The organism is Streptomyces mesophilus, assembly GCF_011044995.1.
Lineage (GTDB): Bacteria > Actinomycetota > Actinomycetes > Streptomycetales > Streptomycetaceae > Streptomyces > Streptomyces mesophilus.
The window spans coordinates 1-24,511 of sequence record NZ_JAAKZW010000014.1 but is presented as its reverse complement, the minus strand read 5'-3'; the positions used below and the strand labels follow the sequence as shown (position 1 = coordinate 24,511).

The 24,511-nt window shown below is 70.5% G+C and carries 18 protein-coding genes; 13 read left to right on the top strand and 5 right to left on the bottom strand.

Annotated elements, in window-relative coordinates; genetic code table 11:
• Window positions 1–2: 2 nt before the first annotated feature.
• Window positions 3–356, bottom strand: a complete 354-nt coding sequence (locus G6045_RS06940; protein ID WP_165330932.1) for a VOC family protein — start codon at window positions 354–356, stop codon at window positions 3–5.
• Window positions 357–743: 387 nt separating this feature from the next.
• Here G6045_RS06940 and tuf point away from each other — a divergent pair, with 387 nt between their 5' ends.
• The 5 genes from tuf (at window position 744) to G6045_RS06915 (ending at window position 7,044) form a co-directional block, all read left to right on the top strand.
• Window positions 744–1,916 carry an elongation factor Tu gene (gene tuf, locus G6045_RS06935; protein WP_165330931.1) on the top strand — a complete coding sequence of 391 codons (1,173 nt, stop codon included), beginning with the start codon at window positions 744–746 and terminating at the stop codon, window positions 1,914–1,916.
• Window positions 1,917–2,168: 252 nt separating this feature from the next.
• Window positions 2,169–3,206 carry an ABC transporter permease gene (locus tag G6045_RS06930; RefSeq protein WP_408056307.1) on the top strand — a complete coding sequence of 346 codons (1,038 nt, stop codon included), beginning with the start codon at window positions 2,169–2,171 and terminating at the stop codon, window positions 3,204–3,206.
• A complete protein-coding gene (locus tag G6045_RS06925) occupies window positions 3,203–4,144 on the top strand; it encodes a carbohydrate ABC transporter permease (protein WP_165330929.1) in 942 nt (313 codons plus the stop codon). Before G6045_RS06930 ends, G6045_RS06925 begins: the two co-directional genes overlap by 4 nt.
• A 72-nt stretch (window positions 4,145–4,216) precedes the next feature.
• Window positions 4,217–5,866 (top strand): type 2 periplasmic-binding domain-containing protein, encoded by a 1,650-nt coding sequence (locus G6045_RS06920; protein ID WP_165330928.1) that lies wholly within the window; start codon window positions 4,217–4,219, stop codon window positions 5,864–5,866.
• On the top strand, window positions 5,866–7,044 hold the full coding sequence (locus tag G6045_RS06915) for a Gfo/Idh/MocA family protein (protein ID WP_165330927.1): 1,179 nt from the start codon (window positions 5,866–5,868) through the stop codon (window positions 7,042–7,044). Before G6045_RS06920 ends, G6045_RS06915 begins: the two co-directional genes overlap by 1 nt.
• Before the next feature lie 86 nt (window positions 7,045–7,130).
• On the opposite strand, the gene G6045_RS06910 is transcribed toward G6045_RS06915, so the two are convergent.
• Window positions 7,131–7,910 (bottom strand): DeoR/GlpR family DNA-binding transcription regulator, encoded by a 780-nt coding sequence (locus G6045_RS06910; protein WP_165330926.1) that lies wholly within the window; start codon window positions 7,908–7,910, stop codon window positions 7,131–7,133.
• A 136-nt stretch (window positions 7,911–8,046) separates the two neighbouring features.
• On the opposite strand from G6045_RS06910, the gene G6045_RS06905 reads away from it, so the two are divergent.
• Both G6045_RS06905 and G6045_RS06900 read left to right on the top strand, forming a co-directional pair.
• The gene (locus tag G6045_RS06905; protein WP_165330925.1) at window positions 8,047–8,931 is read left to right on the top strand and encodes an SIS domain-containing protein; all 885 of its coding nucleotides are present in this window, start codon (window positions 8,047–8,049) and stop codon (window positions 8,929–8,931) included.
• 21 nt (window positions 8,932–8,952) lie between these two features.
• Window positions 8,953–9,831, top strand: coding sequence for a class II fructose-bisphosphate aldolase (locus tag G6045_RS06900; protein WP_165330924.1), 879 nt, complete (start codon window positions 8,953–8,955; stop codon window positions 9,829–9,831).
• A 100-nt stretch (window positions 9,832–9,931) separates the two neighbouring features.
• Here the strand turns inward: G6045_RS06900 and G6045_RS06895 are convergent, their stop codons facing one another.
• Window positions 9,932–11,170 carry an ROK family transcriptional regulator gene (locus G6045_RS06895; protein WP_165330923.1) on the bottom strand — a complete coding sequence of 413 codons (1,239 nt, stop codon included), beginning with the start codon at window positions 11,168–11,170 and terminating at the stop codon, window positions 9,932–9,934.
• Window positions 11,171–11,378: 208 nt separating this feature from the next.
• Here G6045_RS06895 and G6045_RS06890 point away from each other — a divergent pair, with 208 nt between their 5' ends.
• Both G6045_RS06890 and G6045_RS06885 read left to right on the top strand, forming a co-directional pair.
• Entirely contained in the window at window positions 11,379–13,448 is a 2,070-nt protein-coding gene (locus G6045_RS06890; protein WP_165330922.1) for a hypothetical protein, read from the top strand.
• Window positions 13,449–13,462: 14 nt separating this feature from the next.
• Complete coding sequence (locus G6045_RS06885; protein WP_328707681.1) at window positions 13,463–15,292, top strand: RICIN domain-containing protein; 1,830 nt, start codon at window positions 13,463–13,465, stop codon at window positions 15,290–15,292.
• 81 nt (window positions 15,293–15,373) lie between these two features.
• Here the strand turns inward: G6045_RS06885 and G6045_RS06880 are convergent, their stop codons facing one another.
• Window positions 15,374–17,203: a coagulation factor 5/8 type domain-containing protein gene (locus tag G6045_RS06880; protein WP_165330921.1), complete on the bottom strand. Its 1,830-nt coding sequence runs from the start codon at window positions 17,201–17,203 to the stop codon at window positions 15,374–15,376.
• Between the two features lie 316 nt (window positions 17,204–17,519).
• On the opposite strand from G6045_RS06880, the gene G6045_RS06875 reads away from it, so the two are divergent.
• The 4 genes from G6045_RS06875 (at window position 17,520) to G6045_RS06860 (ending at window position 24,120) form a co-directional block, all read left to right on the top strand.
• On the top strand, window positions 17,520–18,623 hold the full coding sequence (locus G6045_RS06875) for a DUF1996 domain-containing protein (protein ID WP_165330920.1): 1,104 nt from the start codon (window positions 17,520–17,522) through the stop codon (window positions 18,621–18,623).
• A gap of 91 nt (window positions 18,624–18,714) precedes the next feature.
• Window positions 18,715–20,463: a discoidin domain-containing protein gene (locus G6045_RS06870; protein ID WP_165330919.1), complete on the top strand. Its 1,749-nt coding sequence runs from the start codon at window positions 18,715–18,717 to the stop codon at window positions 20,461–20,463.
• Window positions 20,464–20,506: 43 nt separating this feature from the next.
• The gene (locus G6045_RS06865; RefSeq protein WP_328707680.1) at window positions 20,507–22,957 is read left to right on the top strand and encodes a glycoside hydrolase family 3 C-terminal domain-containing protein; all 2,451 of its coding nucleotides are present in this window, start codon (window positions 20,507–20,509) and stop codon (window positions 22,955–22,957) included.
• A gap of 107 nt (window positions 22,958–23,064) precedes the next feature.
• Complete coding sequence (locus G6045_RS06860) at window positions 23,065–24,120, top strand: LacI family DNA-binding transcriptional regulator (RefSeq protein ID WP_165330917.1); 1,056 nt, start codon at window positions 23,065–23,067, stop codon at window positions 24,118–24,120.
• A 19-nt stretch (window positions 24,121–24,139) separates the two neighbouring features.
• On the opposite strand, the gene G6045_RS06855 is transcribed toward G6045_RS06860, so the two are convergent.
• A partial coding sequence (locus tag G6045_RS06855; RefSeq protein WP_165330916.1) for an oxamate carbamoyltransferase subunit AllH family protein occupies window positions 24,140–24,511 on the bottom strand: 372 nt, incomplete at its 5' end.

Genomic DNA, 24,511 nt, shown 5'->3' with positions numbered 1-24,511 from the left:
GCTCAGTAGAACTGCGACAGGCAGAACTCATGGCCCTCGGGATCGGCCATGACCAGGACCACGCCCTCGTCGTAGTCGTGCCGCTCCCCGGTGAACGTGCCGCCGAGAGCGAGGACTTGGGCCACCCCTTCGTCGATATCGTCCACCAGCACGTCCAGATGGAGCCGTACCTTGCCCTGCTGCGGCTCGGCCACCGGCTGGAAGACGAGCCGCGGCTGCGGGTCGTCCACATGGCCGAGGTAGATCCAGCCGGGCATCGACGGGCCCTTCGGGCGGTCGAGCAGGACGCTCCAGAACGCCGCCACGCGCTCCACGTCCAGACAGTCGACGGTCACTCCGACCCAGCGGTTCGGCATGCCAACTCCCCCTGAGAACACGGCTGACGATAAATCGTTGGACGCGCGTGCGCCGACGGTAGAAGATCACAGCATGTTCCGGCACGCCACCTTCGCAGCTACGCCCGCAGTCGCGGGCGCTGCTCGGGCTGCCGGTTTCCGGGCCGCTGCACTCGAGGCGGCCGTCGCAGCCGCGGGCCTGGCTGCCGGTCTTCTGGCCGACGCCTTCGACGGCGTCCGACGCTGACCCTCCCCGGACATTCTCCGGCGGACCCCAGAGGGGGAGGGTCGGTCCGAACCGAGGGGTCCCCGTCTTCCGCCGCCGTATGAGGCAAGCCGACTGACAACCGGTGCGGAAGGCCCTCAACGTCCCCTGTCCTCAGGGGAGTTCCAGAAGGACAAGCAGCCATGCCCAAGACGGCATACGTGCGCACCAAGCCGCACCTCAACATCGGCACCATGGGCCACGTCGACCACGGCAAGACCACCCTCACCGCCGCGATCACCAAGGTGCTCGCCGAGCGGGGGACCGGCACGTTCGTTCCGTTCGACCGGATCGACAAGGCCCCGGAGGAGGCCGCGCGCGGGATCACCATCAACATCGCGCACGTCGAGTACGAGACCGACACCAGGCACTACGCGCATGTCGACATGCCCGGCCACGCCGACTACATCAAGAACATGGTCACCGGCGCCGCCCAGCTCGACGGGGCCATCCTCGTCGTCTCCGCGGCCGACGGGATCATGCCGCAGACCGCCGAGCACGTGCTGCTCGCGCGGCAGGTCGGGGTGGACCACATCGTGGTCGCGCTCAACAAGGCCGACGCCGGCGACGAGGAGCTGATCGAGCTCGTGGAGCTCGAGGTCCGCGACCTGCTCGCGCAGAACGGGTACGACGGGGACGCGGTGCCGGTCATCCCGGTGTCCGGCCTCAAAGCCCTTGAGGGCGAACCGCGTTGGACGGCGTCGATCGAGGCGCTGCTCGACGCGGTGGACACGTACGTCCCGATGCCGGAGCGCTACGTCGACGCGCCGTTCCTGCTGCCCATCGAGAATACGTTGACGATCACTGGTCGCGGCACAGTTGTCACAGGTGCTGTCGAGCGCGGCACCGTCCACGTCGGCGACCGGGTGCAGGTGCTCGGTGCGGAGGTCGAGTCGGTGGTCACCGGTCTGGAGACCTTCGGCAAGCCGATGGACGAGGCGCAGGCCGGCGACAACGTGGCGCTGCTGCTTCGCGGTGTGCCGCGTGACGCGGTGCGACGCGGGCATGTGGTCGCGGCGCCCGGCAGTGTGGAGCCCGCGCGCCGGTTCCGGGCGCAGGTGTACGTGCTTTCCGGCCGTGAGGGCGGTCGTACGACGCCGCTCACGACCGGGTACCGGCCGCAGTTCTACATCCGCACCGCGGACGTGGTCGGCGACATCGACCTCGGGGACGCGGCGGTCGCGCGGCCGGGGGACACCGTCACCATGACGGTCGAGCTGGGGCGTGACGTACCGCTGGAGTCCGGCCTCGGCTTCGCGATCCGCGAGGGCGGACGCACGGTCGGCGCGGGGACCGTGATGGAGGTCCTCGGGTAGCCGCTGGGTTGCCTGCCCTGCTCTGCCCTGCCCGGCTCGCGTAACGGAATACCGCTACGCGAGCCGGGCAGCCCTCATCACCTGCGCGGACTGTGCGCGAAAATGTAAAAAAGAAAGATCCTTCGAGCATCTCTTGTCATCGAGTGTTTTCAGGCTGCAAGATTCCCATGGTCGCGCAGCCCGGAGACCCCGGCGTCGCAGTGGCCCGAGCGTCACCCCATGCCCCCACCGCACTCCCACTCGACGCAGGAGGTGAATGTGCCGACAGCTGCGTCCGCTTCGACCCGCTCGGACACGTCAACCCCTCAAGTTCCGCCCCCGACGGGGCACTCGGCGCGCAAGCCGGCACCACCCGCCCGCGGCGGGAAGCGGGCGCCGACCGTCCGCAAGCCGCTGCGTGCGCGGCTCAAGCGGGACCGCGCCCTGCTGCTCCTGTGCATCCCCGGCGTTGTGTACTTCGCCGTCTTCTTCTATCTGCCGCTGGCCGGCAACACGATCGCCTTCCAGGACTACCAGCCGTATCTCGGGTTCAAGGAGAGCCCGTTCGTCGGCTGGACGAACTTCACGGCGCTCCTGGAGCAGCCCGAGTTCTGGTCCTCCGTCTGGAACACCCTGGAGATCACCGCCGTACAGCTGCTGCTGTTCTTCCCGGCACCGATCGCGCTCGCGCTGCTGCTCAACTCCCTGATCAGCAACCGCACCCGGCGGTTCATGCAGACCATCGTGTACCTGCCGCACTTCCTGTCCTGGGTCGTGGTCGTCGCCATGTTCCAGCAGGTCTTCGGCGGCGCGGGCACCATCAGCGGCTACCTCGCCGAGCACGGCATCGGGGCCGGCAACCTGATGACCAACCCGGACACCTTCACGTTCCTGCTCACCTCGCAGATGATCTGGAAGGACGCCGGCTACGGCGCGATCATCTTCCTCGCGGCGATGGCCTCCATCGACAACGGCCTGTACGAATCGGCCGCGATGGACGGGGCCGGCTGGGCCCGCCGGATGTGGCACGTCACGCTGCCGGGCATCCGCCCCACGATCGTCCTGATGCTCATCCTGCGGCTCGGCGAGATCCTCTCCGTCGGCTTCGAGCAGATCCTGCTGCAGCGCGAGGCGGTCGGCCCCGACGCCGCCGAAGTCCTCGATACGTACGTCTACTACCACGGCGTCGTCGACGGCGACTGGGGCATGTCCACCGCCGCCGGCCTGATGAAGGGCGTCATCGGCTTCGTCCTGATCGTCGTCGCCAACAAGGTGGCCCACCGCCTCGGAGAGCAGGGGGTCTACCGATGACCACGCCCGCCATCAGCCTGTTCAAGCGCCGCACCGACACGTTCAAGGGCCGCACCGACGGGCGACCGCCCTGGATGGAGCGCCCCACCTGGTACGGGCAGGGCCTCAAGGTCCTCGTGCTCGGCGCGATCGTGGTGGCCGTCGGCTACCCCTTCCTCATCGCCCTCGGCACCAGCCTCGCGGGCAAGGAGGAGATCGCGGCCAACGGCGGGTACGTCATGTTCCCGACGGAGCCGACGCTCCAGGCGTACGAAGCGGTCCTGTCCGGGGGAGTGGTCACCCGGGCCGCCCTCGTCAGCATCGGCGTCACCCTGGTCGGCACCGCGCTGAGCCTGCTGTGCACGATCGCGCTCGCCTACGGCCTGTCCCGGCCCGGGACGGTGGCCGGCAAGCCGATCCTCTTCCTCGTCCTCGGCACGTTCCTGTTCACGCCCGGCATCATCCCCGTCTACCTGGTGGTGGACCAGCTCGGCATGATCGACAGCTATGCCTCGCTGATCGTGCCGATCATGCTCAACGCCTTCAATATCGTGATCGTCCGCGCCTTCTTCCAGGGCATCCCCGACGAACTCCACGAGGCGGCCCGCCTGGACGGGGCCGGTGAGATCACCATCCTGTGGCGGATCGTGCTGCCCCTGTCCAAGGCCGTGCTCGCGGTGGTCGGCATGTTCTACGCGGTGTCGTACTGGAACAACTTCTTCAACGCGATGCTCTACATCAACGACGGCGCGAAGCTCCCGCTCCAAATGGTGCTCCGCTCCTATGTGCTGCAGGGCGACACCATCAACGAGTCGGCCATGGGCGTCTCCAGCCTGCCGCCGTCCAGCGCCACGCAGATGGCCGTGCTGCTCCTCGCCATCGTGCCGATCATCGCCGTCTACCCCTTCCTGCAGCGGCACTTCACCAAGGGCGTCCTCACCGGCGCGGTCAAGGGCTGAGCCCCGCTCCTCACCGAGGCCCTCTCGCCTTCCTGCAAGATCTCCCCGCACCTCACAAGGAGTTCCCCACCCATGTCCTCCTCCCTCAACCGCCGCGGCTTCCTCGGCGCCGCCGGTCTCGCGGGCCTCACGGTCGCCGGCGGCTCCCTGCTCACGGCCTGCGGCTCAGGCGCCGCGTCCGGCAAGGGCGGCGCCGCCAAGTCGGCCAAGGTCAAGCTGCCCACGTACATCGCGGCGAACGTGGCCGCACCGGATCTCGCGGGCAACGCCGACGGCCTCGACCCGGCGTATCTGCGCTACCCGAAGAAGCTGGTGAAGTCCGTCGCGAAGACCCCCGGCGACGGCAAGCCGATCACGGCGCTCACCGAGACGTTCACGACCGCGCCGCCGGCCATGGGCCGCAACGCGTACTGGCAGGAGCTCAACAAGCAGCTGGGCTCCGAGTTCAGGATGACCGTCGTCAACGGCCTCGGCGACGAGGACGTCTACCGCACCAAGCTCAACGCCCTCACCGCGAGCGACGATCTGCCGGACCTCGTGTGGTTCCCGCCGAACCAGGGTCTGAAGAACGTGCCGCAGCTCCTGGAGGCCCGCTTCCACGACCTCACGTCGTATCTCTCCGGCGATGCGGTCAAGGAGTTCCCGAACCTCGCCAACATCCCCGACTTCGCCTGGAAGACCGCCGTCATCAACGGCAAGATCTGGGGCACGGCCGTGCCGTACGGCCGCTTCGGCCAGGTCTATGTCGCCAACTCGGACTTCTGGAAGCCCGTCGGCGGAGTGCGCTTCGACGACGCCGAGGACTTCCTGGCCAAGGGCAAGGACCTGCTCGACATCAAGCGCAGGAAGTACGTGCTCGAACCGGCCTATGTGAACCACGTGCACATGTTCAGCCAGTGGTACGGCGCTCCCAACTGGTGGTCCCTGAAGGACGGCAAGCTGACCGCCCGCTACGAGACCGAGGAGTACCTCGCGGCGATCGAGTTCGCCCTCAAGTGCCGGCAGGCGCAGCTGTTCTGGCCCGACCCGAACCTGCGCACCACGCTCGAGAAGATGGGCGGCGGGTACCTCGGCGCGCACGTCCAGTCCTTCCCCGGCCTGCTCAGCGACACCAAGATGTACGACTGGCCGATGGAGATCATCGTGCCCTTCGCCGCCGAGAGCGGCGCGAGCCCCAAGTACAACCTCGGCATCGGCTCCGTCGGGTTCGTCGGCATCAGCAAGAAGGCCGACAAGAGCCGCGTCAAGACGCTGCTCGCCGTCATGGACTACCTCAACGCCCCCTTCGGCAGCGAGGAGCGGCTGTTCCTCGGCAACGGCATCGAGGGCACCCACCACACCCGGACCAAGGACGGCGACGTCGCGCTCACGCCCAAGGGCGAGGGCGAGGCGCTGACCACCTTCGACCCGCTGCAGTTCCTCGGCAACACCCCGGAGACCCTCTACACCCCGGGCAAGCCGGACGTCACGCGCTCGATCCACGAGACGCAGACCGAACTCCTGAAGATCGCCCAGGCCGACCCGACCATCGGCTTCTACTCCGACACGTACGCCGCGAAGTGGCAGTCCCTGCGCTCGGAGCTCGAGGACGACATCAAGGACATCGTCGCCGGGCGCAAGCCGCTGTCCACCTACAAGGAATCGCTGAAGAAGTGGCTGCGCGACGGCGGCGACGCCATCCGCGGCGAGTTCGAGGACGCCATCGCGAAGGGGAACAAGTGATGACAGACGATCTCCGTATCGGCGTCATAGGCCTCGGCCTGCGCGCCAGCATCGCCGACGCCGCCCACCGGCCCGGTCGCGGCTCCGTGGTGGCCGCGGTCGCGGACACCGATCCGGCCGTACGCGCGGGAGTCCCGGACCGGTACGAAGGCGCGACAGCCTTCGACGATTACCACCGCCTCCTCGACGACCCGACGCTGGACGCCGTCATCGTGGCCACCCCCGACGACACCCATGAGGCCATCGCCTGCGACGCGTTGAGCGCCGGCAAGGCGGCCTTCGTGGAGAAGCCGCTCGGCATCACCACCGAGCAGTGCGACGAGATCCTGCGCACCGCGTACAAGACCGGTACCCGGCTCTACGTCGGCCACAACATGCGGCACATGGGTGTCGTGCGCACCATGCGCGAGCTGATCGCGCGCGGTGACATCGGGGAGCCGAAGACGGTCTGGGTACGGCACTTCGTGTCGTACGGCGGCGACTACTACTTCAAGGACTGGCACGCCGACCGTCGCCGCACCACCGGACTGCTGCTTCAGAAGGCCGCCCATGACATCGACGTGGTGCACTGGCTCGCCGGCGGCTACACCAGCCGGGTCAACGCACTCGGCGACCTGATGGTCTACGGAGACCTGCCCCGCCGCGCCCCGGACACCCCGCGTCCGGACGGCTGGCTGAAGGAGTTCGACTGGCCGCCGACGGCGCGCAAGGACCTGCACCATGTCGTCGACGTCGAGGACGTGTCGGTGATGAACATGCGCCTCGACAACGGGGTCATCGCCGCGTACCAGCAGTGCCACTTCAGTCCCGACTACTTCCGCAACTACACGGTCATCGGGACCGAGGGCCGTCTGGAGAACTTCGGTGACCGGCCCGGCGACGAGATCCGCGTCTGGAACACCGGGCCGAGTGCCTACCGGTCGGACGCCGACGCGGTGCACCGCGTCCCGGCGGCCGACGGCTCGCACGGCGGCGCGGACGGCCGGATCATCGAGGAGTTCTGCCGCTTCGTCCGCGAGGGGGGCGTCACCGACACCTCTCCGGTCGCGGCCCGGATGAGCGTGGCCGCGGGCGAACTCGCGACCCGTTCGCTGCGCGACGGCGGCACGCCGTACGACGTCCCGGCCTTGGACGCGGACCTCGTCCGGTACTTCGACGCCGGTCAGACGAGGGCTTGAGCGCCGGCGCGGCCTGGGAGCGTGACTCCTCCCGGGCCGGGCACCTCGCGGCGGCCGGCAGGTCGTGGCACGCCTTGCGGCAGCCGTCAGACGGTGAGGACTTCCACGCCCGCGTCGGAGAACTGGGCGGCAGCTTCCGGGGACAGGCCCGTATCGGTCACCAGGACGTCCACCTGCTGGGTCGTGCAGATGCGGGCGAAGGCGCGCTCGCCCAGCTTGGTGGAGTCGGCGGCCACGACGACGCGCGCGGCGTGTTCGCACAGCAGGCGGTTGATGCCGGCCTCGCCCTCGTCGTGGGCGCTGGCGCCGTGCTTCACGTGGAAGGCGCCCACGCCGACCACCGCGATGTCGAGCGCGATCTGGTCGAGGACGCCGTCGGCGAGCGGGCCGACCAGCTCGTAGGACTGGGGGCGGGCCACGCCGCCGGTCACCACGATCTTGAACTGGGGCCGGACGGCCAGTTCGCTCGCGATGTTGAGCGCGTTGGTGACGACGGTCAACGCCGGTGCGCCGTCCGCGAGGTCGGGCCGCAGGGTCAGGGCGCGGGCCACTTCGGTCGTGGTGGTGCCGCCGGTCAGGCCGACGACCTCGCCCGGCGTGATGAGGCCCGCCACCGCCTTGGCGATGCGTTCCTTCTCCGAGACCTTCCGCGCCGTCTTGTAGCGCAGCGGCAGCTCGTACGAGACGCCGTGGACGAGGGCGCCGCCGCGGGTGCGTACCAGCATCTGCTGCTCGGCGAGCTGGTCGAAGTCGCGGCGGATGGTCGCGGCGGACACGTCGAGCTCCTTCGCCGCGCCCTCGACGTCCAGGCGGCCGCGCTCCACGAGTAGTTCCAGGAGTGCCTGCCAGCGCGCCTCGCGTGACATCCACAGCCTCCCTGTCGGTCCGTCGGTGCGTGACACGCACCGTCCGGGACGACCTTAACGCACACCTCAATGCTTGATTATGTTTGAAACAAGGCTTTATCTTGCAGGAACAATCATTCTGATGAGCGGAGTGGGCATGAGCCACATAGAGGCGGAACTGAACAGCCAGCCCGACTGCTGGGAGCGGGCCGCCGAGGCGGCGGCCGGGCACGGGCAGGCGCTCGGCGCACCGGGGGAGCGGGTCGCTCTCGTGGGCTGCGGGACCTCGTACTTCATGGCGCAGTCCGTGGCCGCGCTGCGTGAGAGCGCGGGCCTGGGCGAGACGGACGCCTACGCCGCATCCGAATACCCGGTGGGCCGCACGTACGACCGGGTGATCGCCCTGACCCGGTCCGGCACCACCACCGAGGTGCTCGAGCTGCTCGCGCGGCTGCGCGGGAGCACCCGGACGACCGCGATCACCGCCGACCCGCATACGCCGGTGATGACGGCCGCCGATGACGTGGTGGTGCTCGACTTCGCCGACGAGGAGTCGGTGGTGCAGACCCGGTTCGCCACCACCGCGTTCACCCTGCTGCGGGCGCATCTGGGCCTGCACACCCCTCAGGCCGTGGCCGACGCGCGCGTGGCGCTGGCCGAGCCGCTGCCCGAAGGGCTCGTGGAGAGCACCCAGTTCAGCTTCCTGGGCCAGGGCTGGACCAACGGCCTCGCCCAGGAGGCCGCCCTGAAGATGCGCGAGGCGTCACTGTCCTGGACCGAGGCGTACCCGGCGATGGAGTACCGGCACGGACCGATCTCCATCTCCACCACCGGCACGGCCACCTGGATGTTCGGTGCGGCGCCGGAGGGTCTCGCCGAGCAGGTCCGTGCGACCGGGGCCCTGTGGATCGAGGGGACGCTCGACCCGCTGGCCGAGCTGGTGCGGGCCCAGCGGCTGGCCGTCGCGGTGGCGGCGGCGCGCGGTCTCGACCCGGACCGGCCGCGGCATCTGACCCGGTCCGTCGTGCTCGCCTCCGCCTGACCGGCCGGAAGGGGGACTTCGATGCCACTCGCCACCACCGGCGCACTCGTCGCCGAGGCCGCGGCCAAGCAGCAGGCCGTCGCCGCTTTCAATGTCATCACCCTTGAGCACGTCGAAGCGGTCATCGCGGGTGCGGAGGCCGCCGGATCGCCCGTGATCCTTCAGGTCAGCGAGAACGCGGTCGCCTTCCGGCAGGGGCAGTTGCTGCCATTGGCCCGGGCCGCCGTCGCCGCCGCGGAGTGCGCCTCCGTGCCGGTGTCCCTGCACCTCGACCACGTCAAGCGCGACGACCTGTTGCGGCAGGCCGCGGCTGCCGGGTTCAGCTCGGTCATGTACGACGCGGCCCATCTGCCGTACGAGCGGAACGTCGCCGCCACGCGGGCCGCCGCGGACTGGGCGCACTCCCAAGGCCTGTGGATCGAGGCCGAGTTGGGCGAGGTCGGCGGCAAGGACGGCCGGCCGCCGCTGGACCCGCACGCACCCGGCGCGCGCACCGAGCCCGGCGAGGCACGGGAGTTCGTCGCCGAGACCGGAGTCGACGCGCTGGCCGTCGCCATCGGCAGCTCGCACGCGATGACCGAGGCCACGGCGACGCTCGACCATGCGCTGCTCGCCGCGCTGCGCGAGGCGGTCAAGGTGCCGCTCGTCCTGCACGGTTCGTCGGGCGTCCCGGCCGGCGAACTCGCCCTGGCCGTGACGGGCGGCATCGCCAAGGTGAACGTGGGGACCGCGCTGAACGTCGCCATGACCCGGGCGATACGCGACCACCTCGCCGAACACGCCGCGGTGGTCGACCCCCGCAAGTATCTGGCGGCCGGGCGAGAGGCGATGGCCGCGGCGGTGGCCCGGACGATCGGGGGGGCCGGTGCGGGCGGGCACTGCCGAAGGGTGAGCTTCTGAGCGGTCGCTCTGGGGTTGGCCGGTCGGCCTTCGGGCTGACCGGCCAACCCTCGCGTATCAAGCGGGGGTTGCGATCCTTGTAGCACCCGGGTGCCTTGTATCACCCGGGTGCTGCCATCGTCCCGCCCGGATCCTGGTACACGAAGTCCAGCGAGGCGTGGGCGCCGCCGCGCGCCGCCGCGGTGAACCCGAGGGTGGAGGCCAGGACGGTGCAGCCGCCGGCGTCGGGGGCCACGACGCGTGCGGTGAGCTCGTTCTCCACCTGCGCGATGAAGTGGTCGCCGAAGTAGGCGAAGTAGCCGCCCAGGACGATGGCCCGCGGGTTGAGCACATCGGCCAGTACGGTCAGTCCCAGGCCGAGTCCGTCGGCGATCTTGTCGAGCGCGGCCCGGGTGGCGGGCTCGCCCGCGTCGGCCCGGCGTCTGAGTTCCGCGAGGCGCTGCTCCAGGTCCACGCTCGGGTCGCGTACGGGGTCGTCGGGTGCGGCCGCGTGCTCGAGCAGGGCGTTGAGGCCGACCATGGTCTCCCAGCAGCCCTGCCGGCCGCAGGCGCACGGCTTTCCGTCGGGGGCCAGGCGCATATGGCCGATCTCGCCGGCGAATCCGGCCGATCCGCGCAGCAATCGTCCGTCGGAGATGATGCCGCCGCCGACGCCGGTCTCGCCGGTCACATAGATCAGGTCGTGGATACCGGCCTGCGCGGCGACCAAGTACTCGGCCACGGCGCCGAGTTTGGCGTCGTTCTCCAGCCGGACCGGCGGGCAGCCGCGGCCGAGCCGCTCCCGTAGGCCGCCGACCACATCGACATCACGCCAGCCGATGTTCGGTGCGTAGGAGACGACTCCGCTGTCGCGCTGGATCACGCCCGGCGCGGCCACGGTCACCGCGACCGCCTGCGCTTTCCGGCCCTGCAGCGTCCGGCGGGTGGCGCGGATCGCCTCCGCCGCCCGGTCGAGGACCGCGTCCGGACCGGCGGCCCGCGCGTCGAGCGGCAGGCGGTGTTCGGCGGCGACCTCGCCGCGCAGGTCGAGGGCGATCAGATGGACGTAGTCGGCGCTGATCTCCAGGCCGATACCGCACACGGAACGGCCGTCGATCGCGAGGGTGCGGCTCGGGCGGCCGACGGCGCCGTCGCGCGCGGAGTCCCCTTCGCGTACGAGACCGCGCTCCACCAGCTCCGCGACCAGGTTGGTGATCGTGGCCTTGGGCAGGCCGGTCTCCGTCGCGATCTGCGTGCGCGGCCGTGGTCCCGCGTCCCGCAACAGACGCAGCACCAGAGCGAGATTGGTGCGGCGCAGCGACGCACGGTCGCGTGCCTTGGACGATCCATCCCCGCCCACGTTCCGTACGCCTGATCTGGGTGGATCTACGTTCACTTGGCCCCTCTTCGCGCGCTCGCCGTACTCCCGGTCAACGTACGCGAACGGTCGGTCCTCGGCGAGAGGCCCTTGATCACTGTCAGAAACTTTCCGGTTCCGGCCTGTTGACTAGGAAGTATTAATTTCAGATTCTAGTCGAACTAATCGAGCTCGGCGATGGAGACGATGGATGAAGGTGCCGTTGACGCCCCGCGGCCCGAGGGCCCGCTACCACCTGCGCTACCAGCTGCGGCCCGGCGGTGACCTGGCCGAGCGGGCCGGGCACCTGGCCAAGGTGTGCCAGGAGAACGAGGTCGCGGAAGTCGTCCTGCTGCTCGGCGCCGAAGAGGCGTACACCGGTCATCTGGCCGGAGCGGAGGAGGACACCTGGTTCGCGGCGGCGGCCCAGGCGCGCGACGTCCTGACGGGCGCGGGCGTGGAGGTCAGCCTCAACCCGTGGGTGACGGTCGGGCACGCGGACCGCGGCCGCAGGGACCGGCTCGGCTTCGCCCCCATGGTCTCGCCGAGCGGACAAGTGGCCGCCGCCCAGGCGTCGTTCGCCTGCCCGGCATGGCGCACCTGGCTGTACGCGCACTACGGGCGCTTCGCTCAGCTCGGCTTCCGGGTGCTGTGGGTCGAGGACGACTTCCGCTTCCACAACCACGCACCGCTCGACTGGGGCGGCGGCTTCGAGCCGCTCATGATGGAGCGCCTGTCCCGGCTCGTGGGGGAGGAGGTCACACGCGAGGAAGTGGTCGCCGCCGTCACCGCACCCGGACGCCCGCATCCCTGGCGCGCCCTGCTCCAGCAGGTCTGGCGCACCGCGCAGCTCGAAGTCGCGGAAGGGCTCGCGCAGTCCGTACGGGAGAACTCAGCCGGCCGCAGCCGGCTGGGCCTGATGAGCTCACTGCCGGCCATGCACTCCGTCGAGGGACGCGACTGGGACGCCCTGTTCACCGCGCTGTCGATCGGGCAACAGGCCACCCAGCGGCCGCACTTCGCCCCCTACTCCGACACTCCGGGCCGGAGTCTGACCTCGGCCGTGTGGTCCCTCGAGGCGCAACGCGCGCTGCGTCCGCCCTATGTGGCCTGCGAGCCCGAGATCGAGAACTGGCCGCACACCGCCTGGTCGAAGTCGGACACGCAGACCTGGTCCGAGATGGTGACCGCGCAGCTTTCGGGCGCCGACGCACTCCTGTTGAACGTGCACCCCAGCTCGGCCGAGCGGGCCGAACAGTTCCCGCGCATCGACCGGCTCCTGAGCCGCGCACGGCCCGCCCTCGACTGGGCCGCCCGGCTGCACCCCGAACAGTCCGCCTCCCTCGGCATCGGACTGCCGTGGAAGCCGGACACCGCCACTCACCTGCGGACCACCGGTGGGAGTTGGCAGGAACTGGAGGCCGGTCCCGCGCGGACCGCGGACTTCCTGCTCGGCTACGGGGTTCCCGTCACCGCCGAACCGGCCCCCGTCCAGGCGCTGTTCGGCCGGGCCGTCGACGCCTTCGGCGACGACGAGCTGCGCGCGATGCTGAGCGGCGGGCTGCTCTTGGACGGGGTGGCCGCGCAGCTGCTCACCGAGCGCGGCTTCGCCGACCTGCTCGGGGTGCGCGCCGGACGGCTGTACGCCCGGGAGGAACCGGCACAGCCCGGCCCTTACGCTGCCGAGCGGATCACGGCACTCGCCGGCGCGGACGAGGGCGCGTACGTGAGCGTCGACGTCCAGCCGGCGCTCGCCCTGCTCGAACCGGCCCCCGGCGCCCAGGTGATCACCGAGATCCTGACGCCGGACGACAGCCAGTGGGGCGCAGGCCGCTGCCACTACGTGAACGCTCTCGGCGGACGCGTCGCGGTCCTCGCCGCGACGGCGCCCGACCGACTGGCCCGCAGCGACCGGGGACAGCGCCTGCTCCACACGTCGGTGCGGTTCCTGGAGGGCGCTCACCCCCGGCTTCCGCTGATCGACGGCGCTCCCCATCTCATCCCGCGGCTGTCGCGGTCGGGCGACACGCTCCGGCTCGCGATCGCCAACGGCAGCGCCGACCCCGCCCATCCGCGCATCGACCTGCCCCACGCTCCCGCTCCGGACACGGTGCGCGCCACCTTGCTCGCGCCGCTGGCCGACCCGGCCCCGGCCGCCATGACGTCGGCGGCCGGCCCTCTGCACCTCGAGCCCGCTCTGCCGCACCGCGGCTGGCTGGTCCTCGAGTGGCGTACCGCCCTCGGGTGGTCGCCGGTTCGATCCCCCTCCCCCCTCTCCTGAATCGAGGAGTACCTGTGTCAACTCGTATGTCCGCTCGTACGAGAGCACGGACGGCCGGCGCGTTCGCCGCGGCGGCCGCCCTGGTGGCAGGTGCGGCGCTGTCGTCGCCGACGGCAGCCGCCGCCGAAGACGCCCCGTCGTACTCGGTGAACGTCGGGCAGATCGGCACGTGGACCAACCCCGACGACACCCCCGCCGGCACGTACATCGACAAGGACGGCACGTTCCACTACCAGTCCGCGCACGCGCTGTACGCGGCGAACGACCCGCGCAAGTGGTCGTTCTACACGGGCGGCGACTTCGACTCGGCGAAGCTGGACACCAAGCTCAGCAGCGCGGTCAACCCGGCCGACGCACGTGACCGCAACGACGACACGACCTGGCGCTGCAACAACAGCCCCACCGGCCGCGAGTCCACATACGCGCCCGACACCTCGCACTACGCGCAGAAGAACTACTGCGACCTCATGGGCGTGTGGGTCGACCCGGACACCGGTGACTGGTACGGCCTGGTGCACAACGAGTTCACGCCGAGCCCCTTCGACGACGGACTGCACTACGACGCGCTCGACTACGCCGTCTCCAAGGACCAGGGCAAGACCTGGGACATCAAGGACCACGTCCTGACCTCGCCGTACAGCACGAAGCGCGGGGACAACGAGGCCTTCCCGCACGACCTGTACCACTACGGCAACGGTGACGCGCGGCTGTTCGTCGACACCGCGTCCGGCTACTTCTACGTCTACTACAACTCCCGCGCCATCCCGAAGGGCGGCGTCTCCGGCGGCTGGACCGACGGCAGCCGCGGCCATGTGGCGCGCGCCCCGATGTCCGCGAAGATGGCGCCGGGGTCCTGGCAGAAGTGGTACGACGGCGCCTGGTCGCAGCCCGGAGTCGGCGGCAAGGAAAGCAACATGGAGCCGGTCGACGCCGACAACCCCAACGGCTACACGCCCGTCGAGCACGACTACGACCCGGCGAACGACGGGAACGTCGCCGAGCAGGTCGCGGCCGGTGAACTCCCCGCCAAGTCCGACCTGTTGACGATGAACATCGCCTACAACGCGTACCTCGGCCTGTACATCGGCACACCCGAAGCGATCGTCCAGGACAGCAGCAAGTCCCAGCGCTTCTACGCGACCGACGACCTGTCCACGCAGAAGTGGAAGCTGATCGGCGACACCGGCGCCTACAAGTCGGGGTCCTGGTACCGCTGGATGCTGGACTCGGTGAACAAGACCGGCTCCACCATCGTCGGCAAGAACTTCCGCAACTACTGCTCCTGGCAGTGCTCCGGCGGCGGCAGCGGCGAGTACTACAACACCGCGATCGAGACGGACTCGCCCGCCGCACCGGTCCAGTCGGGCGGGACGTACACCATCGCAAGCGAAGGCGGGCGCGCCCTGGCCCAGGCAGCCCGCGGCTCCGGCACCACCTCCCTGTCCGCCGCCGGCTCCGCCCGCAGCAAGTGGACCTTCACGTCCAACGGTGACGGCTCGTACCGCATCGCCAACGCCGCCACCAAGCAGCTCCTCGGCGTCGATTCGAGCCGGAACGCGGGCCGCGCCTGGGGCGCCGACCCGACCGTGACGGCGGCGCCCAAGGGCGGTCCCAGCGTCGGCCAGCAGTGGTTCGTCATCCGCACCACCACGACGGACGGCGCGCCCACCGACACGTACCGCCTGGTCAACCGCTACAGCGGCCTGGTCATCGGCATGTCGGCGGACGGGGACCGTCTCGTGGAGACGACGCCGACCCGCGCGTGGACCGACACCACGGGCAACCCGGTCGGCGGCGGACGCACCGCCGACGAGCAGACGCTCACGCTCACGCCCGACAGCTGAGCCGAGTCGCATAGGTCGCATTGCCTCGCGTGCGTGCCGTACGGCGGTACGGCACGCACGTGAGGGACGCCCGGCGGACCATCAGGGATACGACACCACCGTGGACGGCACCGTCGACGTACCCGATGTCGGGGCGCCCGTGTCGTTGATGACGTGCTCGTACTGGCCGTTGCCGCCGAGTGACACCACCAGCAGGCCGTGGAAGCGCACGCCCGGCGTGACCGGAGCCGCGAAACCGTGGTGCTGCACGATGCTCGGGTCGACGTTGTAATAGCAGTAGCTGCCCAGGCCCCAACCCTCGTGCTCCGTCACGGAGTCGGCCACCTTGTACGCCGCGTACCCCTTGATCGATCCGTTCTGGATCGCGGCCTGGTCCGGTGCGTCGTACGCCTTCTCGTTCTGGAAGAAGACGGTGCGGCCGCGCTGCCCGGACCACTGGACGTCGTACTTGTTGAAGTGCTCCACGAACAGGCCGGTGGCCAGGACATCGTCGCCGTTGACGATCAGGCCGTAGTCGCAGCGGTTGGTCTCCCAGCCGACTCCTTCGCCGTGGTCGGCGCGCCAGATCCAGGTGTGGTCGATGATCGTGTGGCGGGCGTTGACGACCATGCCGCAGGTCGCTTTCCCCGCGCCCGCGCCGCCGACCCGGATGAACACGTCCTGCACCGTGATCGGGTCCGCCGAGTGGTCGGCGGAGGCACCCTGCGGGCCCACCTCGATCAGGGTCGCGGAGTTGACGGGCCCGGCGTCGATCAGGAAACCGGCCAGGCGTACGCCGCTGACGTCGGCGACGGTCAGGGCCGTGGCGCCGCCGTCGGGAATGAGCGTCGCGTAGCCGAGCCCCAGGACTACGGTACCCGCGCGCTCCACCTGTATCGGCTGGTCGACGTGGTAGATGCCCGGGGTCAGGAGCAGGTGCAGGCCCTGGGCGAGCGCCTGGTTCAGTGTGGCGGCCGAATCGCCAGGACGCGCCACGTAGAACTGCTCCAGTGGCAGCGAGGTGCCGCGTGGCGTGCCCGATCCCCAACTGACGCCGCGGGCGGCGGTGCGCTTCTCCGGCAGGAACACGCGGTACGCGCTGCCGTCGAGATACAGGAACGGCTTCTCGCGCGAGACCGGGGTGGTGTCGAGCGTGGTGTACGGGGGGTTGGGGAAGCTCTGGGCCGGGGCACCCTCGACGCCGGAGAACACCATGTTCCAGACCGCGTTGACCCAGCCGCCGACCGCGCTGTCGCGGGTGTACCACTGCTGCTGCGAATACGGTCCGACCTGGCCGTCGATCCGGCTGTCCGCGATATAGCCGCCGCTGGCCCAGCCGTACCCGTCGGGCGCGAGGTTGAGGCTCCCGCGCACATGCATCCGGCGGAACGGCGCCGCCTGGGACACCGCCCAGCGGTTGGTGCCGTTGACCGGGACGAGGGCCAGGTTCTCCGCGGAGCGCCAGAAGTTCTGGGTGGCGTTGCCGTTGAACCAGCCCGCGTCGACGGTCACATCGCCGTTGATGGTGGTGTCGTCGGGGGACAGGCCGAGGCCCGCTATCGAGGTGTAGAAGCCGAGTTGGGCGTTGAGGCCGTTGTACGTTCCGGGCTTGAACAGCAGGGCGTAGCGGCCGGTGCCGAACTGGGCCGACTCCTGCGCGCGGAAGATCTCGTCCAGCCGCGACTGGATGCCGGGCGTCGACGGGTCGAAGACGATCACGTTCGGCCCGAGGTCGCCGCCGCCGGGCAGGTCGCGCAGGGGCTTCGCCGCTTGTGAGGACGCGGACGCGGATGCGTCGGCGGGTGCCGCAGAGGCACGGCCGACGGTGGCCGACAGGACCGCGGCCGTGGCGGCGGCGCCCAGGACGGTGCGTCGGCCGACCGATGAACCGTGCGACGGCTCTTGGGGGTTGTGGGGGGATGTTGAGGACATGGGCGGCTCTCCTGGTTCATGTAATGAACGGGCAGGGGTGGGGGAGCGCTCTCCGAACGTGCATGCTTCAGGTGCGGTGAGCCCGCGTCAAGAGGTGTCGCACCATGTTCCGGAGCCACAGCAGCCTCCTCCTCAACACATCAGGGAATGAAGGCAGTTGCGGTCCCCGCTGATCCTTCCGTTCGAACTCTTGACAGTCCTACGCGGCCACCTCAACACTCCCGCAGTGGGAGAGCGCTCTCCCGCTTTCCCCGTGAAGGCGCAATCCGGGTGAGAGCCCGACCCCCACCGTCCTTCCATCGACCAGGAGGTCTCCATGCCACGGAGATCGAAAGTCCTCTCAGGGAGTCTGATCGCCGGCGCCCTGCTGCTCACCACGCTCGGGATAGGCGGTGTCGCCTCCAGCGTCGACGGCCCGCCCACGAGCGGTGCGGCGCCGGCCGCCGCCCCCATGGCGCAGGCCGCCCACGCCGGTCACCAGATGGCCGCCTCGACGCGCGCCGCGGCGGACGACCCCGACGGCGACGGCTACATACCGGCCGAACCGCCGGTCACCGGCGTCGAGCCGTCAACCAAGGAGCCGCCGCACCGTTACTTCCACGAGTTCCAGGCCAACTGCTCGGTCAGCCACACCCGTCCGGACGACCCGATCGTCTATCCGCAGCAGCCCGGCAAGTCCCACGACCACACGTTCATGGGCAACACCACGACCGACGCGGCCAGCACCACGGCCTCGCTCTCCGCGGCCGGCACCAAGTGCCGGGCGCCCGGCGACAAGTCGGCGTACTGGATGCCCACGCTGCTCGACGGCGACCGGCCGGTCCTGCCGATCGGACCGCAGGTCATCTACTACAAGGCGGGCGTCACCGACTACACCAGCGTGCGGCCCTTCCCCAAGGGGCTGCGCTACGTCGTGGGCAGCCCGCTGCAGAGCCGGGAGGAGTTCCGCGCCCACAAGGGGTTCGTGGAGGGCTGGGAGTGCGGTGACAGCTTCTTCAACACCGACTTCCCGACCAACTGCCCCGAACGCGAGGACGTCCAGGTCAACATCCGCTTCCAGGCGCCCAGTTGCTGGGACGGCAAGTACCTCGACACCCCGAACCACCAGAGCCACATGGCGTATCCGGTGGTGAACCCCGGGACGAACAACAACATCTGCCCCGCCTCGCATCCGGTCGCGCTGCCGATGATCGAGTTCAAGATGGCCTTCCCCGTGAACGGCGATCTGTCGAACGTGCGGCTCTCGTCCGGTGAGGCCTGGTCGTTCCACTACGACTTCTTCAACGCCTGGGACGACCGCACCCTCGAGGCCCTCGTCGACCACTGCGTCGTCGGCGCGCTGCAGTGCGACGCACGCGGCTACGACCAGAACCACCCCGAAGCCGGGGCCGCCCTGAACGAGAACTACGAGTTGCCCTGAACCGGGCCGGCCCGGGCACCACGCCCCCCGCTGAGCCCGGGCCGGCTCCCGCGGCACCCCCAGCACCCGCATCCGTACCGGAGAGGCAACGATGATCCGACCCCGAACCCGCGCGCGCCGTGCAGCGGCGCCGCTGATCGCCGGCGTGCTCGCCGCCGGCGCACTCGTCCTGCCCGCCCAGAGCGCCCAGGCCGCCCCGAGCGTGGTGAAGGTGACCGGCGGCCAGGGCAACTGGCAGCTGACCGTCGACGGCAGTCCGTACCAGGTGAAGGGCCTCACCTGGGGGCCCTCGGTCGCCGACGCCGACCGCTATATGCCCGACCTCAGATCGATGGGCGTCAATACCGTCCGCACCTGGGGCACCGACGCCTCCAGCAAGCCCCTGTTCGACTCGGCGGCCGCCCACGGCATCAAGGTGATCGCCGGCTTCTGGCTCCAGCCCGGCGGCGGGCCGGGCAGCGGAGGCTGCGTCAACTACCTGACGGACACCGCGTACAAGAACCAGATGCTCGACGAATTCCCCAAGTGGGTCCAGGAGTACAAGGACCACCCGGGCGTCCTGATGTGGAACGTCGGGAACGAGTCGGTGCTCGGCCTGCAGAACTGCTACAGCGGCGACGAACTGGAAGCCCAGCGCAACGCTTACACGGCCTTCGTCAACGACGTCACCAAGAAGATCCACGCCGTGGACCCGAACCACCCCGTGACCTCCACCGACGCCTGGGTCGGCGCCTGGCCCTACTACAAGCGCAACGCACCCGACCTGGACCTGTACGCGGTGAACTCCTACGACGCCGTATGCGACGTCAAGTCCGCCTGGGAGCAGGGCGGGTACAGCAAGCCGTACATCGTCACCGAGGGCGGACCCGCGGGCGAGTGGGAGGTGCCCGACGACATCAACGGCGTGCCCGAGGAGCCCACCGACCGCGCCAAGGCCGAGGGCTACACACGTGCCTGGAACTGCATCAAGGACCATCAGGGCGTCGCGCTCGGCGCCACGCTCTTCCACTACGGCCTCGAGTACGACTTCGGCGGCATCTGGTTCAACCTGCTGCCCGCCGGCGAGAAGCGGCTCTCGTACTACGCACTGAAGCGCGCGTACGGAGGCGACACCTCGGGCGACAACACCCCGCCCGTCATCGGCCGGTTCGACGTCGAAGGAGATGCCACGAAGGTCGGGGCCGGGCGCGATCTCACCCTCGCCACGCAGGTCACCGACCCCGACGGCGACGCGCTGACGCACGAGGTGCAGGTCGGCAGCAACTACATCGACCAGAACAAGTACCTCACGACCGTGCCCCACACCGACCTCGGCGGCGGACGCCTCAAGGTCACCGCACCCGACAAGCCCGGCGTCTGGAAGGTGTACGTCAAGGTCAAGGACGGCAGGGGCAACGTGGGCGTCGAGACACGGTCGGTCAAGGTCGTGCCGCCCACCCCGGGCGGCACCAATGTGGCGCTCGGCAAGCCGGCCACCGCGTCCTCCTTCCAGCAGAGCTACGGCGACTGCCCGTGCCCGGCCTCGAACGCCGTCGACGGAGGTGCGACGAGCCGCTGGGCCAGCGACTGGGCCGACCCGCAGTGGCTGAGCGTCGACCTCGGTTCGCGCACGACGTTCCGGCACGTCCAGCTCGTCTGGGAGGCCTCGTACGCGAAGGCGTACACGATCCAGACCTCGGACGACGGGCAGAACTGGCAGACCGTGCGCGAGGTGACCGACGGCAACGGCGGCGTCGACTCCTTCGACATCTCCGGGACCGCCCGCCATGTCCGCGTGCACGGCACCGCCCGCGGGACCGGCTGGGGCTACTCGCTGTACGAGTTCGGCGTCTACAGCTGATCCGTACACCGCCGACCGGTACACCTCACGAAGGGAGGTCCGAGTGAACGACGAGGAACTCGACCGGCTGCTCGAGAAACTGACCCCGGCCGCCAGGGTCCGGCTGCTCACCGGGGCCACCACCTGGCGCACGCACGCCGAACCTGCCGTGCAGCTGCGGGAGTCGGTGCTCTCCGACGGTCCCGCGGGCGTCCGCGGCCAGACCTGGGACGAACGGAGCACCTCGGTGCTGCTGCCCTCGGCCTCGGCGCTCGCGGCGGCCTGGGACGACGAGCTGGTCGAGTCCCTCGGCGGGCTGCTCGCCGCCGAAGCCCGGCGCAAGGGGGTGGACGTGGTGCTCGCGCCCAACCTCAATCTGCACCGCAGCCCGCTCGGCGGACGGCACTTCGAGTGCTTCTCCGAGGACCCCGAACTCACCGGGCGAACCGGGGCGGCACTGGTCCGCGGGATCCAGGCGCAGGGCGTCGCCGCCGCGGCCAAGCACTACGTGGCCAACGACGCGGAGACCGACCGGCTCACCGTCGACGTCCGCGTCGCCGAGCGGGTGCTGCGCGAGGTGTACCTGGCGCCTTTCGAAGCGGCCGTGGGCGCCGGAGTACGCCTCGTCATGGCGGGCTACAACAGCGTCAACGGCGCCACGATGAGCGCCAACGCGCTCCTGACGGATCCGCTCAAGAGCGAGTGGGGCTTCGACGGGGTCGTGGTGTCGGACTGGGGTGCCGTACGCACCACCGCCGACACCGCGGCCGCCGGCCTCGATCTGGTCATGCCCGGGCCCGAAGGGCCGTGGGGCGAGGCCTTGTTGCGCGCCGTCGAGAACGGCGAGGTGCCCCAGGAGGCCGTGGACGAAAAGGTGCGTCGGCTGTTGCGGCTGGCCGCTTGGCTGCAGCGCGGTGAGCACTCTGCCGTACGGGCCGCAGGGCACCTGGCCGCGTCGCCGCGTTCCACCGCGAGCCGGCGGCTGGTGCGGCGCGCAGCCGTGTCGGGGATGGTGCTGCTCACCAATCGGGGGGTGCTGCCGCTGGACCCGCATGCACTGAAGACGGTGGCCGTCATCGGCGCACCGGCCGCGCGCACCCGCACCCAGGGCGGCGGCAGCGCGGGTGTCTTCCCGCACGCGGAGATGCCGTTCCTGGCCGGTATCCGGGCCGCACTGCGCGGTCGCGCCCGTGTCGTGCACGTGCCGGGCCCCGCACCGCGGTGTCCCGCGCCGCCGCTGGACCCCGACCTGTGCACCGACCCGGTGACCGGGCAGCCGGGACTGCGGCTCCGCGTCCTCGACGCGAACGGCCGCCCGCTGTACTCCGGACACCGCCGGTCCGGGCGGCAGTTGGAGCCGCCCGTGGCCCCCGGAGCGCACACGGTCGAGCTCAGGGCCCGGCTGCAGCCACGTGTGTCCGGGACTTGGCGGCTGGGCCTCGCGGGGTTCGGGCGGATGCGGATCACCGTGGACGAACTCCTCGTCCTCGACGGGGACTTCCCCCGCGCGACGGACGATCCCGCGGTCGTGCACGTGAACCCGCCCGCCGCGGAGGCGGAGGTGGAGCTGACCGCGGGATGCGAGGTGCTGGTCGTGGCCACCCGGCAGCTCGCGCCGGACACCGGCCGCGCGACGGTCCTGAGCGCGGCGCCCCCGTCCGAGGACCTCGACACCACACTGCGCCAGGCGGCCGCCGCGGCCCATGGCGCCGATGCGGTCATCGTGGCCGTGGGCACCACCGAGCACACCGAGTGCGAAGGCAGCGACCGCACCTCGCTCGCCCTCGGGCAGGAACAGGACGCGCTGGTACGGGCGGTCGCGGCGGCCAACCCGCGGACCGTCGCCGTCGTCAACAGCGGCGGCCCGGTCGAACTGCCCTGGCGCGACGAAGTCGGCGCGCTGCTCCTGTCCTGGTTCCCCGGACAGGAAGCGGGCGGTGCGCTCGCCGACGTGCTCTTCGGGCGCGTGGAGCCGGGCGGCAGACTGCCCACCACGTGGCCCGTGCGTCTGGCCGACGCCCCGGTCACGCGGACGCGGCCGGCCGCGGGCCGGCTGCACTACGCGGAAGGTCTGCACATCGGTTACCGGGCCTGGGCGCGACGCGGCAGGCGGGCACCCGCGTACTGGTTCGGGCACGGTCTCGGATACACGACCTGGGCGTACGAGGAGGCCGCCGGGCCGCCCGTCGTCCGTCCCGGCGAGGACGTCACGGTGGCGGTACGCATCCGCAACACCGGTCCCAGGGAAGGCCGCGAAGTCGTCCAGGTGTATCTGACCCGGCCGGGTGCGGCGGTGGAGTACCCGGAGCGCCGCCTCGTGGGCTATGCCGGGGTGCGCGCCGGACCGGGGCAGGCGGTGACGGCCGAAGTACGCGTACCGGCCCGGCTGTTGACGTACTGGTCGGTGGATGAGCGAGGGTGGCGTGTGGAGCCCGGCCGCTGCCGCTTCCTCGTCGGCCGCTCGGCAGGGGATCCACGGCTGGCCGTGGAGGTGCGGCTGGCCGGCGACGAGTGAGCGGTGGAGGGGCCTCGGACCTGGGGCCCCGTACGCGGCCTCGTCCTCCAACGATCATGGGAGAGCGCTCTATTCAGCCGACCGGCCGCACGGTTAAGGTGCGGGGCATGAACCGACAGGCCCCGACCCTGGAGGATGTCGCCAGGGAAGCCGGAGTGTCCAGGGCGACCGTGTCCCGGGTCATCAACGGCGTGCGCAACGTGGACCCGAGCATCCAGGATCTGGTCCGGCGGGCGATCGAACGCACCGGCTACACGCCCAACCGTGCCGCAAGATCCCTGGTCACCCGGCGCAGCGGCACGATCGCCCTTGTGGTCTCCGGCGCCGGTGACGCCACGGCGGGCGGTGCCTCGGCGCAGGACCAGAACGCCTTCACCGCGCGGGTCTTCGCCGACCCCTTCTTCGGGCGTGTGGTCAGCGGAGTGATCGGTCATCTGCGGCCGCGCCGCATGCATCCCGTCCTGATGTTCGCCGAGAGCGCGGAGGCGCGCGCCGAGGTCCTGTCGTATCTGCGCCAAGGCAGCGCGGACGGCGCGCTCGTGGTGTCCACGCACCCGGAGGATCCGCTGCCCGCGCAACTCGCCGCCGAGGGGCTGCCCGCGGTGCTCTTCGCGCGTCCGGCCCGCCCGGTCGCCCTGAGCTATGTCGACCTGGACCACCGCGACGGCGGACGTCAGGCGGCCGACCATCTGCTCGCCCGGGGCTGCCGCAGGATCGTCACGGTGGCGGGGCCGCTCGACGTGCGCGCCAGCCAGGAACGGCTCGACGGGTTCCGGGACGCGATGGCCCGCCAGGGCCGTCCGTACGTGCCGATAGCCGAGGGCGGGTTCACGCTGGCCAGCGGCATGGCCGCGATGGCCGGCCTCCTTGCCGAACACCCGGATCTGGACGGGGTGTTCGCCGCGAACGACTTGATGGCCCAGGGCATCTGCCAGGTGCTCCGTGAGCACGGCCGGCGGATTCCCGAGGACGTGGCGGTGGTCGGCTTCGACGACTCCACCATCGCCGTCACCTGCAGCCCGCAACTCACCACGGTGCGCCAGCCGGTCGAGGACATGGCCGCCGAGATGGCCCGGCTGCTCGAGGAGCACATCCACGGCAAGCGTGACGAACCCACGTCGGTGGTCTTCGATCCGGAGCTGATCGTGCGGGACTCGGCCTGAGCGGGGCGCTGCGCGGCGGTCAGTCCGGCCGTGTCAGCAGCCTCGCCCCCGCGCACAGTCCGTGCAGCAGGTCCGAGCCCGAGCTGTGGCCCACGGCGAGGAGGGCGGCGAGCGGGCCGGGCGGGACCTCGTCCGAAGCCGCCGTGGCGCTCAGCAGGTCATGGACCTGGGGAATGCAGTGGCCGGTGGCGGCGTGGGCGAGGAGGGAGGCGGAGACGAGGGTGGTGTGTTCATGGGCTTCGATGAGGGCGTCGGCCAGCGAGGCTTTCCAACTCGGCGTGACGGAAGCTGCATTGGCCGCCAGGAGAAGACCGCAGAGGTAGTCGTCGCCGGACGGAGTAAGGCCCGGGCCTCGGCCCAGGAGAGCGAGGGCGGGTGCGCGGAGAGGGTG